Annotated in this window: 15 protein-coding genes; 8 read left to right on the top strand and 7 right to left on the bottom strand. The window is 70.4% G+C overall.

The features are described 5' to 3' along the window. Positions 1-89: 89 nt before the first annotated feature. Positions 90-3,077: an AfsR/SARP family transcriptional regulator gene (locus G7043_RS45395; RefSeq protein WP_207312597.1), complete on the top strand. Its 2,988-nt coding sequence runs from the start codon at positions 90-92 to the stop codon at positions 3,075-3,077. A gap of 6 nt (positions 3,078-3,083) precedes the next feature. Here the strand turns inward: G7043_RS45395 and G7043_RS45400 are convergent, their stop codons facing one another. The 4 genes from G7043_RS45400 to G7043_RS45415 are packed head-to-tail and all read right to left on the bottom strand — an operon-like array spanning position 3,084 to position 5,871. Further along, on the bottom strand, positions 3,084-3,821 hold the full coding sequence (locus G7043_RS45400; protein ID WP_166055596.1) for a zinc ribbon domain-containing protein: 738 nt from the start codon (positions 3,819-3,821) through the stop codon (positions 3,084-3,086). Then, on the bottom strand, positions 3,818-4,636 hold the full coding sequence (locus G7043_RS45405) for a Nif3-like dinuclear metal center hexameric protein (protein ID WP_166055598.1): 819 nt from the start codon (positions 4,634-4,636) through the stop codon (positions 3,818-3,820). Before G7043_RS45405 ends, G7043_RS45400 begins: the two co-directional genes overlap by 4 nt. Beyond that, complete coding sequence (gene cobC, locus G7043_RS45410) at positions 4,633-5,628, bottom strand: Rv2231c family pyridoxal phosphate-dependent protein CobC (RefSeq protein ID WP_166055600.1); 996 nt, start codon at positions 5,626-5,628, stop codon at positions 4,633-4,635. Before cobC ends, G7043_RS45405 begins: the two co-directional genes overlap by 4 nt. A 36-nt stretch (positions 5,629-5,664) precedes the next feature. Continuing rightward, positions 5,665-5,871, bottom strand: coding sequence for a hypothetical protein (locus tag G7043_RS45415; RefSeq protein WP_030472678.1), 207 nt, complete (start codon positions 5,869-5,871; stop codon positions 5,665-5,667). Between the two features lie 84 nt (positions 5,872-5,955). Between G7043_RS45415 and G7043_RS49095 the strand changes: the two genes are divergently transcribed. Genes G7043_RS49095 through G7043_RS45430 form a run of 4 tightly spaced genes read left to right on the top strand, consistent with a single transcriptional unit; the run spans position 5,956 to position 8,501 of the window. After that, the gene (locus tag G7043_RS49095) at positions 5,956-6,414 is read left to right on the top strand and encodes a low molecular weight protein-tyrosine-phosphatase (protein ID WP_242643404.1); all 459 of its coding nucleotides are present in this window, start codon (positions 5,956-5,958) and stop codon (positions 6,412-6,414) included. Then, entirely contained in the window at positions 6,393-7,124 is a 732-nt protein-coding gene (locus G7043_RS45420) for a fructosamine kinase family protein (protein WP_313888414.1), read from the top strand. Before G7043_RS49095 ends, G7043_RS45420 begins: the two co-directional genes overlap by 22 nt. 5 nt (positions 7,125-7,129) lie before the next feature. Then, positions 7,130-7,678: a DUF1349 domain-containing protein gene (locus G7043_RS45425; RefSeq protein ID WP_242643405.1), complete on the top strand. Its 549-nt coding sequence runs from the start codon at positions 7,130-7,132 to the stop codon at positions 7,676-7,678. 4 nt (positions 7,679-7,682) lie between these two features. Next, complete coding sequence (locus tag G7043_RS45430; RefSeq protein WP_166055606.1) at positions 7,683-8,501, top strand: SURF1 family cytochrome oxidase biogenesis protein; 819 nt, start codon at positions 7,683-7,685, stop codon at positions 8,499-8,501. On the opposite strand, the gene G7043_RS45435 is transcribed toward G7043_RS45430, so the two are convergent. Beyond that, positions 8,409-9,341 (bottom strand): cobalamin biosynthesis protein, encoded by a 933-nt coding sequence (locus tag G7043_RS45435; protein WP_166055608.1) that lies wholly within the window; start codon positions 9,339-9,341, stop codon positions 8,409-8,411. The two genes, G7043_RS45430 and G7043_RS45435, sit on opposite strands and share 93 nt — an antisense overlap. 72 nt (positions 9,342-9,413) lie before the next feature. Between G7043_RS45435 and G7043_RS45440 the strand changes: the two genes are divergently transcribed. Genes G7043_RS45440 through G7043_RS45450 form a run of 3 tightly spaced genes read left to right on the top strand, consistent with a single transcriptional unit; the run spans position 9,414 to position 16,188 of the window. After that, complete coding sequence (locus tag G7043_RS45440; RefSeq protein WP_166055610.1) at positions 9,414-10,886, top strand: DUF2397 domain-containing protein; 1,473 nt, start codon at positions 9,414-9,416, stop codon at positions 10,884-10,886. Next, positions 10,883-12,076, top strand: coding sequence for a TIGR02678 family protein (locus G7043_RS45445; protein WP_166055612.1), 1,194 nt, complete (start codon positions 10,883-10,885; stop codon positions 12,074-12,076). Before G7043_RS45440 ends, G7043_RS45445 begins: the two co-directional genes overlap by 4 nt. Further along, positions 12,073-16,188 carry a TIGR02680 family protein gene (locus G7043_RS45450; protein ID WP_166055614.1) on the top strand — a complete coding sequence of 1,372 codons (4,116 nt, stop codon included), beginning with the start codon at positions 12,073-12,075 and terminating at the stop codon, positions 16,186-16,188. The genes G7043_RS45445 and G7043_RS45450 overlap by 4 nt, the downstream gene beginning before the upstream one ends. On the opposite strand, the gene G7043_RS45455 is transcribed toward G7043_RS45450, so the two are convergent. Then, positions 16,185-16,925: a maleylpyruvate isomerase family mycothiol-dependent enzyme gene (locus G7043_RS45455; RefSeq protein WP_207312599.1), complete on the bottom strand. Its 741-nt coding sequence runs from the start codon at positions 16,923-16,925 to the stop codon at positions 16,185-16,187. The genes G7043_RS45450 and G7043_RS45455 overlap by 4 nt on opposite strands. Further along, on the bottom strand, positions 16,922-17,539 hold the full coding sequence (locus G7043_RS45460) for a TetR/AcrR family transcriptional regulator (protein ID WP_166055616.1): 618 nt from the start codon (positions 17,537-17,539) through the stop codon (positions 16,922-16,924). The genes G7043_RS45455 and G7043_RS45460 overlap by 4 nt, the downstream gene beginning before the upstream one ends. Positions 17,540-17,590: the final 51 nt, after the last annotated feature.

Consider the following 17,590-nt stretch of genomic DNA (forward strand, 5'->3'; position numbering starts at 1 on the left):
CCACGCCCTGAACGTCCGGAACGCCGGAAAGCGCTCTCCCCGAACTGTCACACTCGCGACCGGGAGGATGACCGGACGACAGGGGGCGCATGGAGTTTCGGGTGATGGGGCCGGTGGAAGTGCGGCGCGACGACCGGGTGGAGGTGTTGTCGGGACGACTCCAGCGAATCCTGCTCGGTGTGCTGCTCGCACGGGCGAACCAGCCGGTGCCGGTGGACGTGCTGACCGACGCGTTGTGGGGTGATCGACCGGATTCGCGGGCGGCGCAGAAGCTGCAGCTGCACGTGCATCGGCTGCGCGGTGTGCTGGACAGCCCGGAGCGGCTGACGTTCGGCGCGGCTGGCTACCGGTTGCGGGCCGGGCAGGACGAGGTCGACGCCGTCCGGTTCGAAGCTCTGGTCAAGGCTGCCTCGGACCAGGAGCCGCAGCGCGCGATCGAGTCGCTGCGCGCGGCGCTGGCGTTGTGGCGGGGCAACCCGTTCGCGGACGTGGAGACACCGGTGCTCGCCGACTGGGCACGCCGGCTCACCGAACGTCGCCTCGCCGCCGTCGAGGCGCTGTACGAGGCCGAGCTCGCCTGCGGCCTGCACGAGGCGGTCCTCGGTGAGCTCACCGAGCTGGTGCGGGAACACCCGTTGCGGGAGCGGTTGCACGGCCTGCTGATGACCGGGCTGCACCGGGCCGGACGCCGGTCCGACGCGCTGGAGGTCTACCGCCGGGCGCGACAGGTGCTGGTAGCCGAACTCGGTCTGGAGCCCGGGCCGGAACTGCGCGAGCTGCAACGCCGCATCCTCGCCGAACCGGAGCCCACACCGGAGTCCGCACCCGAGCCCGTCCCGCATCGCCAGGAGATCCCCGCCCAGCTCCCGGTGGACGTCCGCGGGTTCGTCGGCCGGGAAGCCGAACTCGCGGAGCTGGAGGAGGTGCTGTCCGCCGGGGCGCCGGTGGTGATCACGACGGTGGCCGGCACCGCGGGGGTGGGCAAGACGGCGCTCGCCGTGCACTGGGCGCACCGGGTCCGCGACCGGTTCCCGGACGGCCAGCTCTACGTGGACCTGCGTGGCTACGGTCCCGACGAACCCGTGGCACCTGCGGACGCGCTCGCGGGTTTCCTGCGCGCGCTCGGTCTCGACGGGGCGGCGATTCCCGACGATCTCGACGAACGGGCGGCTCGCTTCCGCACCCTCCTCGACCAGCGCAGGATCCTCCTCCTGCTGGACAACGCCCGCACCGTCGACCAGGTCCGCCCGTTGCTGCCGGCCGGCTCGTCCTGCCGCACGCTGGTGACCAGTCGCGACTCGCTGGCGGGACTCGTCGCCCGGTACGGCGCGCATCGGATCGATCTGGACCGGCTGCCCGCCGCCGACGCGGCGGAGCTGTTGCGCGAACTGCTCGGCGCACGCGCCGACGGCGAACCGGAGGCCGTCGGTGCGCTGGCAGAACGATGCGCGCGGTTGCCGCTGGCCCTGCGGATCGCGGCCGAGATTGTGCGATCTCGGCCGGGTCAGGCCATCCGCGAACTGGCCGGTGAACTCGCCGACCACCAGGACGCACTGGACCTGCTGGCCGCGGACGACGACCCGCACACCGCGATCCGTGCGGTGTTCTCCTGGTCGTACCAACGGCTCGACCCCGCCGTTGCCCGGCTGTTCCGGTTGCTCGGGGTGCACCACGGGCACGACGTCGACACCTACGCGCTGGCGGCGATGGCCGGAACCGGGCTGCGCGAGACCCGCCGGGCGCTCGACGTGCTGGTGCGCGCCCACCTCGTGGACCAGCCCTCCGCCGGGCGGTACCAGCCGCACGACCTGCTGCGCGCCTATGCCGCGGAGCTGGCCGGCACCACCGACGACGCACCCGATCGCGCCGCGGCACTGACCCGGCTGTCCGACTACTACCTCGTCACCGCGTCCGCGGCCATGGACCTCGTCGCCCCGTTCGAGACCGAGCGCAGGCCGAAGGTCGCCTCACTGGACGCCGAGTCACCGGTGTTCGACAGCTACGACACGGCGTTCGGCTGGCTCGACCGCGAGCGGGTCAACCTGCTCGCGACCCCCCAGCACGGCGAGCCCGACCACGTGGTCAAGGTGTCGAACACCTTGTGGCGCTACCTCCACATGGGCGGGTACTACGACGACGCCTTCGCACTCCACACCCGTGCCCTGCACGCCGCCCAGACACTCGGTGACGCCGCTGCGGAAGCCAACGCGCGGCGCGTGCTGGCCGCCGCAACGCTCCGCGCGGGCCTCATCGAGGAGACCGTCGATCACCTCGAGCGCGCACTGACCCTGTTCGTGCAGGTCGGCGATCGGTCTCTGGAGGCGGCCACGCTGAACAACCTCGGCGTCGTGACCGGGCGACAAGGGAATCAGGCCGAGGCCGCGGAGTACACCCGCCGCGCGTTGGACCTCTACGAGGAGCTCGGCAACCACCGCCTGATGGCGTCGGCCACCCTCAACTACGGACGACTCCTGCACATATTGGGACGACGCGACGAGGCGTTCGCACTGTTGGAACAGTCGTTGGCCATCTCACGGGACAGCGGAGACCGGACCGTCGAGGCGAACACCTTGTGCGGCATGGCGGACATCTGCGCGGAGCAGGGCAAGCCGCAGCAGGCGCTGGGCTACGCGCACCTCGCCCTGAACGTCGCGTGGCAGGCCAGTCACCGCCCCATGGAGTGCGCCGCCATGCGCACGATCGGTGTCGCTCACCGCCATGCCGGCGAGCACGAACTGGCGATCCGCTACCTCGACTCGGCGGCGCACACAGCACGCTCCGTCGGCGACACCGAGCAGTTCATCGCCACGCTGAACGAACTGGCTGCCGCACACGCGGCCGCGGGAAACCTGACGGAAGCGCTCCGCGTCTATCGCGAAACGCTCTCCGACAAGAACGGTGACAGGCTCCTCCACGAGCGCGCCCAAGCACACGAGGGCATCGGCGACGCACACGCCGCCTCCGGAGAGCACGACCTGGCCGCTGAGCACTGGCAGCGAGCGCTGGTGCTCTACCGTCAACTCGGCCTGCCCCAGGTCGACACGGTGACCGTCAAGCTGGGCGGCGCACGCGGGTGAGCCGGGTCAGGCCTTCGGCTGCGCGATCCTGACCAGGATGGCGCCGCACTCCTCGCAGCGCACGACCTCGTCCGCCGCCGCCTCCTGCAGCTTCGACACCGCGCCGCGGTCCAGCTCGATCCGGCACGCGCCACACCGGCGCGACTGGAACGCCGCGGCGCCGATGCCGCGCTGCTCGCGCTGGCGGTCGTAGAGCTTCAGCAGGTCGTCCGGGAAGCCCTTGGCCATCACCGAGCGGTCCGCGGTGCGCCTGGTCTCGGTCGACTCCAGGTCGGCGAGAGCGGCGTCGCGGCGACTGGCGGCGTCCTCCAGGGTCGAACGTGCCTTGTCGAGCTCCACGCGGGCGAACGACACGTCGGCCTCCACGGCCTCACGGCGTTCCATCAGCTCCAGCAGGTCGTCCTCGAGGACGCCCTGGCGGCGCTCGAGCGTGGCGAGCTCGTGCTCCAGGTCGGTGAGCTGCTTGGCGCCGACCGAGCCGGACTGCATCAGCTTGCGGTCGCGCTCCTCGCGGGCGCGGACCTGGTCGATCTCGGTTTCCTGGCGCTTCACCTCGCGGTCGAGGTCGCCGAGGGTCGTCTCGACGGCCACCAGCGCGTCCTGCTTCGCGCGGACCTGCTGCTCGGCCTCGGCGATCTCCGCGATCTCGGGCAGCGTGCGGCGACGGTGGGTGACACGCGCCAGTTCGGCGTCGACCTCGGCGAGGTCGAGCAGCCTGCGCTGCACTGCGGGATCGGCTTTCACTCAGGTCCTCCTGCTGCTTCGCTCGTCGCACCAACTGTCCACGGATCGGTCCGGCGGGTGGAGACGAGTACGTCGACCCTACCGCCGAAGGCCGTCCGCAGAATCTCCGCCGCCTGCTCGCACCACGGCCACTCACTGGCCCAGTGCGCCACGTCCACCAACGCGGGTCCGCCGGACTCCAGGTGCTCGCTCGCCGGGTGGTGCCGCAGGTCGGCCGTCACGTAGGCGTCGACGCCGGCGCGCTGCACCGTGCCGAGGAAGCTGTCGCCCGCTCCGCCGCACACAGCGACCCGTTTGATCAGGCTTTCCGGGTCGCCCGCCGCGCGGACGCCCTGCACCGTGGCCGGCAGCGCGTCGGCCACGCGCTGGACGAAGACCCGCAGCGGTTCGGCCTCCGGCAGCTCGCCGATGCGGCCCGAGCCGACGTCGTCGGACACCTCCAGCGGACCGGTGACGGCGAGCCCGATGGCGTCCGCGAGCGCGTCCGACACTCCTGGCGAGGCGTTGTCGGCGTTGGTGTGCGCGCAATACAAGGCGGCGCGGTTCCGGATCAGCTTGTGCACCAACGAACCCTTGGGGTCGTCGGCTGGAACACCGTTGACGCCTCTCAAGAGCAACGGGTGATGAGCGAGCACGAGCTGCGCCCCGACCTCGACCGCCTCGTCCACAGTGGACTGCGTCGGGTCCACGCAGACCAGGACCCTGGTGACCTCTTCGTCCGGGTCACCGCAGACCAGGCCGACCGCGTCCCACTTCTCGGCGGTCTTCGGCGGATACGCGGACTCCAGCACCGCGATCACGTCGGCGAGCTTCACGCCAGTTCCTCCATCGCTACCCGCAGCGCGTCCACGAACACCGCGAACTCCTTCGGCGGCCTGATCGCCACGCGCAGGTACGTGTCGTCGAGTCCGGGAAAGGTGTCGCAACGGCGTACCGCGATCCCCTTGTCCCGCAACGCCTCCCGCGTGCCCCTCGGCGCCCTGATCAGCACGAACGGCGCTTTCGGCGCAACCACGACCAGGTCTTGGAGCTGCTCCAAGGCGAACGCGGCGTGTTCTTCCGCTTCTCGCGCGAACCGTGCCGAAGCCTCCAGCGCCTCCGGCTCGCAGCACGCCGTGATCGCCTCCAGCGTCAGGCTGCCGACAGGCCAGTGCGGACGGCCGTGCGCGAGCCGTTGCAGGGTCTCGGGATCACCGAGGAAGTAGCCGGCCCGCAGTCCGGCGAGGCCCCACGTCTTGGTGAGGCTGCGCAGCACGAGCACCTCGGGATCGTGCGCGAGCGACTCCGGCTCGCCGGGCACGGCGTCCATGAACGCCTCGTCGACGACGAGCCGGCCGGGCAAAGTCTTGAGCTTCACGGCCTCGTGCAGCACCGACGTCGGGTTCGTCGGGTTGCCGATGACGGTCAGATCGGCGTCGGCGTGCGTGCTTTTGAGCTGGAAGTCACCGTCGAGCAGCACGTGCTCCACCGGAATTCCGGCGTCGCGGAACGCCACTTCGGGCTCGGTGAAGCCCGGATGCACGATCGCGGCACGGCGCGGCGCGAGCTTCGGCAGCAGCGCGAAGCCCTCAGCGGCACCGTTGAGCAGCAGAACCTCGTCCGGCGAGCGCCCGTGACGGCGTGCGACGGCCTCACGGGCGCGCTCTTCTGCCAGTTTCGAGGGATAGGTGCCAAGGCCGTCGAGCGCCGCGGCCAGCCGTTCGCGCAGCCAATCGGGCGGGTGCGGCACCCGCACGTTGACGGCGAAGTCGGCAAGGCCTGGTGCGGCGTCGACGTCACCGTGGTGGCGCAGGTCTGGGCTGGTCATCGCCCGGATTCTAGGCGACCAGCGCAGAGCCCCGCGTCATTGCATGTAGCGGCGGAGCTCGGTGAGGTGGCTGATCAGCTCGTCCAGCTGGAAGGCGTCGAGCTGCGCCGACTCACCGGGCGGGGTGCGGAAGCAGACGCGACCCTTCTCGTTGAGGTACACCTCGAACGCACGACGGCGCCCGAGGGCGTCGGTACACCCGATGATCTCCCGTTGCGGGGGCACGTCGGTACCTGTCTGCATGGGCGGCCTCCATGTCGTTTGTCCGTACATCTTGTGACAGCGGTTGAGCGTTACCGTGCGGCGGCACCCCATAGGCTGCGCGACATGCAGGTCCACGTCAGTTTCGTCTGCACCGGCAACATCTGCCGGTCCCCCGTGGCAGCGCTCGTTTTCCGAGAGTGGCTGTCCCGGGAAGGATTGTCGTCTTTCGTCACCGTGTCCAGTGCCGGAACCGGTGGATGGCATGTCGGCGACCCCGCGGACCCGCGCGCGCTGAAGACGTTGGCTGCCAACGGATATCCCACCGACCACGTGGCGGCGCAGGTGTCCTCGCTTCATCTGGACGCGGATCTGCTGGTGGCGCTGGACTCCGGACATGCCCGCGCGTTGCGCCGGATGGCCGATCCCGACCGCGTCCGGCTGCTCCGTTCGTTCGATCCGGACGCCGACGGCGTGGACGTGCCGGATCCTTACTACGGCGACGATGCGGGGTTCGACGAGGTGCTCGTGATGACGGAGGCGGCGATGCCGGGGTTGATCGCGTGGGTCCGCGAGCAGCTCTGAGGACGAAACACCAGTCACCGGAGGCGACCGCGGCCGAGGCGGCCGGCCTGCGCTGGCTGCGCGTCGACGGCGGCCCGCCGATCCCGTTCGTGCACGAGGCGACCGAGGGCCGGTTGGTGATCGACGAGATCCCGCACGGCACGCCGAATCTTCAGGCAGCCGTGACCTTCGGCCGTCGCCTGGCCGCCCTGCACCTCGCCGGCGCTTCCGCGTTCGGTGCCCCACCGCCTGGCGGCCCACGCGTGGCGACCATCGGCACGGCCCCGATGGTCAACGAGCCCGCGCCGTCGTGGCCCGGGTGGTTCGCATCACAGCGAATCGAGCCGTACGCACGTCGCGTCGACATCGACGTGACCGAGGTCTGCGCCCGGATCGCCGAGCTGGCCGGCCCCGCGGAACCTCCCGCGCGGCTGCACGGCGACCTGTGGAGCGGCAACGTGCTGTGGGGAGCCGACGGCCAGGTGTGGCTGATCGACCCCGCGGCCCACGGTGGACACCGGGAGAGCGACCTCGCGATGCTCCAGCTCTTCGGCTGCCCGTTCCTCGACCACGTACTCGGTGCCTACCAGGAGATAGCGCCACTGGCCGACGGCTGGCAGGCACGCGTGCCGTTGCATCAACTGTTCCCGCTGCTGGCGCACACCGTGATGTTCGGCGGTGGATATCGGTCGGAAGCCTTGGCCGCGATGACCGCTGCTTTGCGAGGATGACGTTCATGGACCTCACCGGGTGGACGTGGCTGAACGAGCCGCGGAAGTGGTCGACCGATCCCCTGACCGTGCACGCCGACCCGAACAGCGACTTCTGGCGCCTCACCGGCAACGGCATCGTCCGCGACAGCGGTCACCTCTACGGCGTGACCCTGACCGGCGACTTCACCATCACCGCGACCTTCAGCGGCGCCTACGCGGCCCAGTACGACCACGCGGGCGTCGGGCTGCTGATCGACGACGAGACCTGGATCAAGGCCGGGGTCGAGCTGTTCGACGGGAAGCGGCGCGCCAGCACGGTCGTGACCAGGGGTTTCTCGGACTGGAACCTGGCGGAGGTCAGGGAGTTCGAGCGGTTCACGATCAGCGCGGAACGCAAGGGCGACGCGGTGTGGGTGCGGTACGGGGTCGATGGCGAGGGGGCCACGAACGTGCTGCGTCAGGCGTTCTTCCCGCCCGAGCAGGAGGTCAAGGTCGGGATCATGGCCGCGAGCCCCGAGGGTGCGGGGTTCGTGACCCAGTTCCACGAGGTCCAGCTCACGCATCTACCGTGAAGAGGTGCGGTTCAAGTTCCTCCTCAAGCCGGGCTGGCTGGCGCTGACCCTGGCCGTCTGGGTGTTCGCGGGTGCCTGCATCTACTTCCTGTCCCCGTGGCAGTTCGGCCGCAACGACGAACGCCAGGCGCAGAACTCCGCCATCACCAAGTCGCTCAAGAGCGACCCGGTCCCCTTCGGCGCCCAGCACGACGAGTGGCAGAAGGTCGAGATCAAGGGTCGCTACCTGCCCGAACTCGAAGCGCTCGCCAGACTGCGCACCGTCCAGGGCGAGGCCGCCTTCGAGGTCATCACGCCGTTCCAGACCACCAACGGCCAGACGGTGCTCATCGACCGCGGTTACGTGCGGCCCGTCAACGGCATCAAGCCGCCGAACTTCGACGCACCGCCGACGGACGAAGTCACCCTCATCGGGCTGGCCAGGCCGAACGAGTCCAACGTGCAGCCCGCCTTCGAGCAGGACGGCCGCAGGCAGATCTACTCGATCAACAACAACGCCGTCGGCCCGAACATCGAGCCCGGCTACTACCAGCTGATCGAGAAGCAGCCGGGGGCGCTCGACACGTTGCCGCTGCCCCGGATCGAGTCCGGGCCGTTCTTCTCCTACGCGCTGCAGTGGATCGCGTTCGGCGTCATGGCGGTCGGCGGCTGGCTGTACTTCACGATCCGCGAGGCACGGCCGGGTGGCGTGCTGTACGAGGGCACCAAGCGCAAGAAGTCGATCGCCGAGCTACTTGCGGAAGAGAGCGACGAAAGCGCTGATGAGGCCGGCCCCGAAGCCGACGACGCGGGACAGCTCCACCGCACGCGTCACGTGACCTGAGTCCGGGTTGCGGCCGTGACCGAGCACCGGCCGCTCCTCGACGCCGTGCGAGTACACCGTGCGGCCGCCCAGACGGATCTCCAGCGCGCCCGCGAACGCCGCTTCCACCTGGCCGGCGTTGGGTGACGGGTGCGCGGAGGCATCACGGCGCCACGTCTCCAGCGCCTGGCTGGCGGACCCGCCCACGACCGGCGCGCCACCCACGGTCAGCAACGCCGCCAGTCGCGACGGCAGCAGGTTCAGAAGATCGTCCAACCGCGCCGAAGCCCAGCCGAAGCGCCGGTAACGCGCAGACTTGTGCCCGACCATCGCGTCCAACGTGTTGGCGGCGCGATATCCCAACAAACCGGGCACGCCGAAAACCGCACCCCACACCAACGGCGCCACGACCGCGTCCGACGTGTTCTCGGCCACGGACTCGACGGTCGCGCGGGCCAGGCCGAACGTGTCCAGCCGGGAGGCGTCACGGCCGCACAGGTGCGGCAGCCGGGCCCGAGCGGCCTCGACGTCACCGGAGTCGAGCTCTCGGCCCATCGCGGTGCCCTCGGTAGCGAGCGAACGGCCGCCGAGCACCGCCCAGGTCGCCAGCGCCGTGGTGACCGTCTGTGCCAGCCAGTGCCGGCGCGCGAGACGTTCAACGGCCACACCAGCGGCCACGGTGCCACCGACCAGCACGGCCGTGTAAGCCACACCGGCAGCCTGCGAATCGGCGTAAACGCGCTTCTCGAGGGCCGCGGCCGAGCTTCCGAATGCCGCTACCGGGTGAAATCGGCGTGGATCACCGAACACCGCGTCCGCCGCCACGCCCAGCAACAACCCCAACGCGCGACCCGCGCCCACGGCATCCTCCCCAGCTCGTCGAAGGCACGGTAGCGCCGCATCACACCAGCGCGCGCATTAGGGTGGCCGGTCGTGGAGCACAAGCGGCTGAAGCTGTACGCCTATCTGGACGCGCGCGATCACCAGCGCACGTACCTGGCGATCATGCGGCTGTTCACCTCCACGCTGCTCGCCGACCTGTCCGCGGGCGAGGTCGCCGGGGCGCTCGCGGGTCAGGAGCGCGAAGGCAAGGTCGACCAGGGCGAGAGCCGCATCGAGAACGTCATCAACCGCCTCAAGCAGCTGGTCGAGTGGGGCAACCTCGTCCAGGGCCGCCGAGAGGTCGTCGCGGCGAGCATCGCCGAGTTCCAGCACGGCAGCGTCCGGTACCAGGTGTCCAAGCTCGCCGTCCGCGTCCAGCGAGACGTCGACGAGCTGCTCAGGGTCCCCGAAGGCGCCCGCGAGGTCTCCCGCGAACTGCTCCCCGCCATCGAACGCGGCCTCAACGAGCTGGGCGGCAGCCTCTCCGTCGCACTGCTCAACGAAGGCGACAAGACCAAGGAACTCCTGGCCGAGCGCGTCACCACGCTGTTCCTGCAGCACGCCGAGCTCGCGGCGACCGTCCGCGACTTCTACGCCTACCTCGGCCAGGTCGTCACGCGGAACCACCTGGCGCCCGAGGAGATCGCGGGCTTCCGGAACCTGCTGGTCGAGTACATCCAGCGGGTCGTCGAGGACGTCCTGAAGTTCACGCCCCCGATCGCGGAAGCCCTCGCCGCACTCACCAGAGCCCGCACCGAACTCCTGCGGCTCCTCGGCACCGACCTCGGCCTCAACGTCGAACGCGCCCGCGGCCGCACGCCCGAGGACTGGCAGGAGCTCACGGACTGGTTCGTCGACCGCCCCGGCCGCCCGAGCCAGGTCACGGCGCTGCGAGAAGCAACGGCCCGCGCGATCGGCAGCCTCCTGGCGAGCGTCAAGAGAGCGACCTCCGGCGGCGGCCTGCTCCCCGGACGACGCGCCGAGTTGCTGAAGCTCGCGAGCTGGTTCGACAACTCGACCAGAGAAGAAGCGCACGAGATCTACGCGTCGGCGTTCGGTCTCTACAGCGCCCGCCACCTCTCCCCCGCGCCGGAACACGACTCCGACAACGAGCGCACGCCGTGGCGCGACGGCCCGGTCTGCGACGTGACGGTCAGCGTCCGATCCCGAGGCGACCGCGGCGGGCGCGGTCGGCCGTCACGGATCCTCGACGACCCGATGACCGAGCAGTCGTTGCTGGCGGAAGCCCGTGAGGCGGACGAGATCCGCGCCCGGCACGTCGCGGAACTGACCAAGGCCGCCGGAAACCTGGAGAACACGACGCTGACGCACGGCGCGTTGGAGGTCTTCTGCGAACTGCTCACGCTCGCGATGGCCCAGCGCGACTCGCCGAATGACAGCGGATCGGCCAGCGACCCCGTGCGCGGCCTCAAACTCGAGATCGCCCACGGCACGACGACGCAGATCAAGTCGGCCGCCGGGACGCTCACCCTGCACGACGCGACGGTGGCCCTGAAGCAATGAACCACTTGGACAACCTCTCCGACATCGACGCCGCCAACGTGGTGCGGTGCGCCCGGACGTTGCTGCGCAGGCCCCTGCTCCGCCAGGACGGACCGGACGGCGAGCTGCTCAGCCTCGTCTACCGGCACCGGGCAACGCTCCAGGACCTGTTCGCGGGCCTGCTCGGCTACCGCCTGGTCGTGGAACGCCGGTTCGCGCGCCTCTACAAGTCCGGCCCCGGCAACGACGACACGCGCGGCGTGCTCAGCATGTCCCCGCGCGGCTACGCCTATCTCGCCCTCACCCTCGCGGTCCTCACCGGCATCGGCCGCCAAACGCTGCTCTCCAGGCTGGTCGCCGACATCCGTTCCGCCGCGGTGGAAGCAGGCATCGACGCACCGGACGACGTCACCGAACGGCGTGCGCTCACCGCAGCTCTGCGGCACCTCGTTTCCCTTGGCGTACTTCAAGAAACCGAGGGTTCGGTCGCCCAGGACCTGCTCCCCCAGGAAGCCCTGATCACGATCGACACCGACCTGCTGGGCCAGCTCGTCACGGGCCCGGTCGGCGAGGCCCAGGACCCGGCCCACCTCATCGAACTGGCCGCCCGCCCCGGCCCGCGCGGCATCGAGCACGCCGTGCGGCGCAAGCTCGTCGAGACGCCGCTGGTGCTGTACGCGGACCTGCCGGACGAGCAGGCGGAGTGGCTGCGCCGCAACCAGCGCAAGGAAACCGCGTTGCTGGAGCAGGCGTTCGGCCTCTACACCGAGTGCCGCGTCGAGGGCGTGCTGGCCGCCGACCCCGAGGACTTCCTGACCGACCTGTCGTTCCCCGGCGTCTCGACGGTCGCGCGCATCACGTTGCTCGCGCTGCCCGACCTGCTCGACAGCGAGGACGAAGACCCACCCGCACGGCACGTCGTGGCGACCGAACGGATCCGCGAGGTCTGCGCCGGGCTGGTCGAGGACTACCCTGCCGCGTGGTCGAAGCAGTTCACCGACGACCTCGACCGGCTGGTCGCCGAGGTGACGGAACTCCTTCGCCGCATGGGTTTGGCTGTCCCGGCCGAAGACGGCGCGTGGTCCATCAGCGCGGCCGCGCACCGCTGGCTGCCGTCGCCCGACGGCGATCCCGAGCGAGAACAACCGGAACCCGTTGTGGTGCCCGAAGTACCGAGTTGGTCCCTGTTCGACGAGGAGAACGTTTCATGAGCAGGTGGCGGCTGCACCGCGGCGGCGTGGTCAACATCTGGCAGTACACCGAGCAGACGTTCGACTTCTCCGGTGGCCGCGCGATCTTCCAGGGCACCAACGGTTCCGGCAAGTCCCGCACGCTGGAGCTGCTGCTGCCGCTGTGCCTGGACGGCGACCTGCGCCAGCTCGGCTCGAAGGGCTTCGACACGGTCAGCATCCGGCGCCTGATGCTGGACGACTACGACGGCGGCCCGAACCGCATCGGTTACGCGTGGGTCGAGCTGATCCGCGAAGCCGCCGACCACTCGGGCAACGAGTACCTGACCTGCGGCCTGGGCGTGAAGGCGTCGAAGACCTCGCAGGCGATCACGGACTCGTGGCGGTTCGTCACGCCCATGCGCGTCGGCACGGAACTGCAGCTCGCGGGCCCGGAACGCGTGCCGCACGGCCCGGCGCAGCTGCGTGATCTCATCGGCGCGGACTGCATGTTCGAGGAGCCGGCGTTCCGCGCGAAGATCGCCGATGCCGTCTACGGCGTGCCCGCGGCGCGGTATGGCGACCTGCTGCACCTCCAGCGGACGCTGCGCAACCCGGACGTCGGCCTGAAGGTGTTGGAAGGCCAGCTGGAGCAGATCCTCAGCGACGCCCTGCCGCCGCTGGACCAGACGATGGTCGAGCAGCTCGCGACGTCGTTCGACGACCTGGAGTCCATTCGCGAGAACATCGTGCGACTGTCCTCTGCGGACAGTGCGCTCAGCACGTTCCTCAAGACCTACCGCGACTACGCGTTCGGCGGGCTGCGCAGCGCGTCCGAACGGCTGGACGCCGCCGAGAAGTCGGTGACGAAGCTGCAGCGCGAGCAGGCGAAGCTCACGCAGGAGCTGGACGTCACGCGGATGGAGCGCGCGGCGTCCGAGCAGGCACTTGTCGACATGGAGACCGGCGAGCAGCAGGCCGAGGAGACCATCGCGGCGCTCAAGGAACTGCCGGCGTTCCGCGACCTGCAGGACCTCAAGACGCGCGAGAACCTGGTGGCGGAGAAGCGTTCTTCCGCCGTTGCCGCCCTCGAAACGGCCCATCGCCAGCGCGCCCAGGAAGACGCGTCGGTCGACAACGTGCTGCGGCTCCTGCGCAGGCTCGCCGAAGACCTCCAGGCCGCCGACGCGTTGAGCGACCCGCTGCGCGAGAACCTGCGCCTGGCCGGCATGGACTCCGATCTGGCGCCGGACGTCCCGCAGGTCCCCGCCGCCGAGGCCACCGTGACCACGGATTCCGTCCGCGCCAAGCCGGATCCCGAGGCAGGGCCGCTGCCGATCGAACGCCGCGTGCCGCCCGCCGCCGCGACCGAGGACGTGCTGACCGCGCTGTCGTCGGTCGTCGACCAGACCTCGGGCATCGCTTCCCTTGCGCGCCAACGAGGTGCGCTCGCGATGGCGCTGCACGAACAGGCGCTGGCCCTGGACGCGCAGCAGCGCGAGGTGGAGTCGTTGCGGCAGAAGGCTCGCGACGCCCAGCTCAGCGCGACCGAGTCGACCTCCCTGCGCAACCAGGAGCTGCAGGAGCTGGCCGAGGTCGTGCAGACCTGGCTGGAGCAGGTCGAGGTGTGGACGTCGAGCGGCCCGCTGCTCGACGAACGCCCCGCGGACGCCCTGAGGTTGCCCCAGACCACCGATCCGGCCGCTGCCAAGGCGTTGAGCACGACGGCCCGCGAGTGGGTCGGCCCGCTGGTGCAGGCCGCTCGCGACGCCGCGCACGCGTTCACGCAGCAGCGCGCGGACCTGCGCGCACGACTCGACACGCTCGACGAGGAGCTGGTCGGCCTGCGTTCGGGCAACGAACGGGTGCCGGCCCCAGGCCAGTACACGTCACCCTCGCGCGACACGACTGCCGGCGCGCCCTTCTACCGCCTGGTGGACTTCGCGCCCACTTTGTCCGATTCCGAACGCGCCGGCCTGGAAGCCGCCCTACAAGCCAGCGGCCTCCTGGACGCCTGGGTAGCGGTTGATGAGGGGAGCTTTCATAAACCTCAGGTTTATGAAAGCTCCCCTCATCAACCTGGAAGCGATGTGTTCGCGGTGGCGCGTGAGGCGGTGAGCGGGCGCTCGTTGGCCGATGTGCTCGTGCCGGCCGTCGAGGGTTCGCCGGTGCTCGAGTCGATCGTCGCCGACCTGCTGCGCGCGGTGTCGCTGGACGACATGACCACCACCGGCGACTGGCGCGCGGGTGTGCTGACCGGCCGCTGGACCAAGCCCGAGGCCGAGTTCATCGGTGCGGGCGCACGCGAAGCCGCCCGTGGCCGCCGCATCGCCGCGCTCGAAGAGGAACTCGCCGACCTGCGCGCCCAGCTCGGTGCCGCCGAGGACGAACTGGCCCGCGCCCACGAGCACGTCGCCACCTGGGAAGCGCACGTCGCGGCGTTCCCCGGCGACGGTGAACTGATCGCCAAGCACAGCCGCGTCCAGGCCGCCGAGGAGTCCGCGGCACGATCCCAGCAGCGCATGTTCGAGCTGCGGGACGCCTTGGACAACGCCAATTCCCGGCTCGAAGCGGCGCGCGGCGAACTCACTCGGCAGGCAGGCGATGCCGGTCTGCCGAGTGACACCGAGGCTCTGCGCCAGGCACAGGCCGCGGCGTCAGAAGCCCAGCGGACGGCCGACCTGCTCGGTGACGCGGTGCGAAGGCGGTGCCAGGGCACGATTTCCGACCTCACCGACGCCTCGCACCGCTACCACGAGGCCGTCGCGGACCGGCAGAGCGCGGAAGCCGACGCCGACAGCCGGTGCGTCGACTACGCCGCCCAGGCCGGCACGCTCGCGGAACTGACCGACGCGGTCGGCGGCGAGGCCAAGGAGATCAGCGAACAGCTCACGCAGCTGGAGAAGTCGCGCAAGAGGATGCGCGAGGACCTCAAGGGCGTGCGCGAGAGCATCACGACCGCGCGCGAGCAGGCGGCGAAGCTGGAAGCGTTGCTGGAGACCAACTCCACGCAGGTCGCCGACGCCGCAGAAGCCATGGAACGGGCCAGGGCCAACTTCTCGGCGACGGTCCGCGCGCCGGGGCTGGTCGCGGCCGCGTGCCCGGACCTCGGCGTGAGCGACCAGCCCGGCGGCGACGCACCGCCCACCGGCGCCGCCCTCGAAGCCGCCGTCCGCCAGGCCATCGCCGACACCCCGGACCGCCGCGGCGGCACCGAGGCCACCGTGATCGCCAAGCTGCAGGCGTTGCAGACCTCGCTCGCCGGCAGCCACGACATCGCCGCCGAGCAGCACGCGGGCCTGCTGACCGTGACGGTGACCGGCGAGGAGGGCGCGAAACCCGTCGCCGTCGCCGCCCGCCAGGTCACCACGAAGCTGGCCGAGCAGCGCGGGTTCCTCGACGAGCAGTACCAGGGCATCTTCGCCGACTACCTGATCCGCGACCTCGCCGAGTGGCTGCGCGGCCAGATCACCGTCGCCGAGGACCTCACCAAGCGCATGAACGAGGTGCTCGGCCAGGCCCGGTCCAGCCAGGGCGTGCACGTCAAGCTGGCCTGGAAGTCGTCCAGCGCCCTCGACGACCAGACCAGGCAAGCGCTTGCGCTGGTGCGCCTGCCGTTCGGCGAACGCACGGCCGAGCAGGACGCCACGCTGCGCCGCGTCTTCACCGAACGGATCGAGAACGAGCGCGACACGCACTCCGGCGGCTACGCCGAGATCCTGTCGCGCGCCCTCGACTACCGGACGTGGCACCAGTTCACGGTCACCGTCGCCGACACCGGCCCGGACGGCAACCCGCGCGAACGGCGACTGCGCCAGCTCTCGTCCGGTGAGACCCGCCTGATCTCCTACGTGACGCTGTTCGCCGCCGCCGCGAGCTTCTACGACGCGGTGAGCGACGAGTTCGACCCGCTGCGCCTGGTCCTGCTCGACGAGGCCTTCGAACGGCTCGACGACCCGACCATCGCGCGCATGCTGGGCCTGCTGGTCGACCTCGACATGGACTGGGTGATCACCTGGCCGAGCGGCTGGGGCGTGTCCGACAAGATCCCGCGCATGCACATCTTCGACGTGCTGCGACCGAAGAACGGCCGTGGTGTCGCGTGCACGCAGACGACGTGGGACGGCGCGGTGCTCGACCGGGTCGATCCCTAGAACGGAACTTCGGTGTCCAGCGGGGCGGTCCCGCGACCGGAGAGCGCGCGGCAGAACTCGACCGCGTCGAACTCCAGTTCCGGACCGCCCTCGCCCCAGGTCCCACCGGCGGGTCCGGTCAGGCGCAACGTGAACGGCCGGCCGTGCCGCGCGGCCCACTCGCGGACCACGTCGTCGACGAGCACGCCGTCGTGGTCGGCGGTGAGCACCAGCGGAGCGCCGGTGGCGCGCGAGATGTCGACGCGGTGCATCCACGGGTCGCGGGTCATGATCACGTCGGACAGGAACCCGAGCGTCCACGCCTCGTCCCGGCCGTTGACCGACTGCGTGCCCGGCATCTTCCGGCCGCGCACGAACCACGGGGTGCGCCGCCGTGCCTTGGCCGCTCGCGGGCTCACCTCGGCGTAGCGGGCGACGATCTGGGCGGGCGTCATCGTGGCCCGTTCGCCGACCTGCAGGGCGGTCAGCTCGTCGATGAACACGCCGTCACGGGACTGGGCGAGCTTGACCTGGCGCATGCTCTCCCGCATCGACGCGGACATCTCGGCCATGCCGAGCAGGTGCGCGGCCATCGCCCGCACGTCCCACCCCGGGCAGCCGGTGGGTGTGGCCCAGTCCTCGGGCGCGAGACCTTCGAGCAGGGCGAGGAAGCGCTCGTACTCGGTCTTCGCCAGACGCATGGCGGTGTCGCGGTCGAGCGCGGACGCGCGCGGTCTCGAATCGAGTGCGGTGGTCATCTTCTACTCCTCAGGGGAGGTCCGGGAAGGTCGAGTTCGTCGGCGAACATGTCGATCACGCGGGGCAGCTGACGGACCCAGCGGTCGCCGCCGGGGTCGTTGGCGAACTGCCGGTCCAGCAGCCCGCCTCCCAGCGCGAGGAAGAGGTCGAGGTCGGCGCTGTCGGTGATGCCGAGGCGGTGGAAGGTGCGCTGCAGCAGGCTCATGACCTCGACCGACGGGGCGTAGGCGGCCTCGGACGGCACGAAGCCGGGGATGGAGCGCTGGTTCATCAGCTGGTAGCGGGCGAGGTCGGCGATCGAGAAGTCGAAGAAGTGGCTCGCGATCGACAGCAGCGCCTCGCGCGGCGCTTCCGGCAGGTGGTCGAAGCTCGCTTCGGCTTCGGCCAGGAAGACGGTCCAGGCCTGGCCGAACATCGCGTCGTAGATCGCGTTCTTCGAGTCGAAGTGCGAGTACAGCGACGGTGAGCGCATCCCGATCATGGCCGCGACCTCGCGCAACGTGACCGCGGCCAGCCCGTCGCGGCGCGCGATCTCCCACGCGGCGTCGACGATCTCCCGACGGGTTGCCTCACGCCGTTCGGCTTGCCTATCACGATTAGGCAGAACGCTCATGGTTAGGTACGGTCCGCTCACCGCCGCGAACTGTCAAGGCCTAAGTTGGGG

Source organism: Lentzea alba (assembly GCF_011067745.1).
Classification (GTDB): Bacteria; Actinomycetota; Actinomycetes; order Mycobacteriales; family Pseudonocardiaceae; genus Lentzea; species Lentzea alba.

Coding starts and splice junctions, on each gene's coding strand:
- G7043_RS45445 (WP_166055612.1), top strand. CDS start 10,883: ATGAACCACTTGGACAACCTCTCCGACATCGACGCCGCCAACGTGGTG.
- G7043_RS45450 (WP_166055614.1), top strand. CDS start 12,073: ATGAGCAGGTGGCGGCTGCACCGCGGCGGCGTGGTCAACATCTGGCAG.
- G7043_RS45415 (WP_030472678.1), bottom strand. CDS start 5,871: ATGCAGACAGGTACCGACGTGCCCCCGCAACGGGAGATCATCGGGTGT.
- G7043_RS49095 (WP_242643404.1), top strand. CDS start 5,956: ATGCAGGTCCACGTCAGTTTCGTCTGCACCGGCAACATCTGCCGGTCC.
- cobC (WP_166055600.1), bottom strand. CDS start 5,628: ATGACCAGCCCAGACCTGCGCCACCACGGTGACGTCGACGCCGCACCA.
- G7043_RS45460 (WP_166055616.1), bottom strand. CDS start 17,539: ATGAGCGTTCTGCCTAATCGTGATAGGCAAGCCGAACGGCGTGAGGCA.
- G7043_RS45455 (WP_207312599.1), bottom strand. CDS start 16,925: ATGACCACCGCACTCGATTCGAGACCGCGCGCGTCCGCGCTCGACCGC.
- G7043_RS45425 (WP_242643405.1), top strand. CDS start 7,130: ATGGACCTCACCGGGTGGACGTGGCTGAACGAGCCGCGGAAGTGGTCG.
- G7043_RS45395 (WP_207312597.1), top strand. CDS start 90: ATGGAGTTTCGGGTGATGGGGCCGGTGGAAGTGCGGCGCGACGACCGG.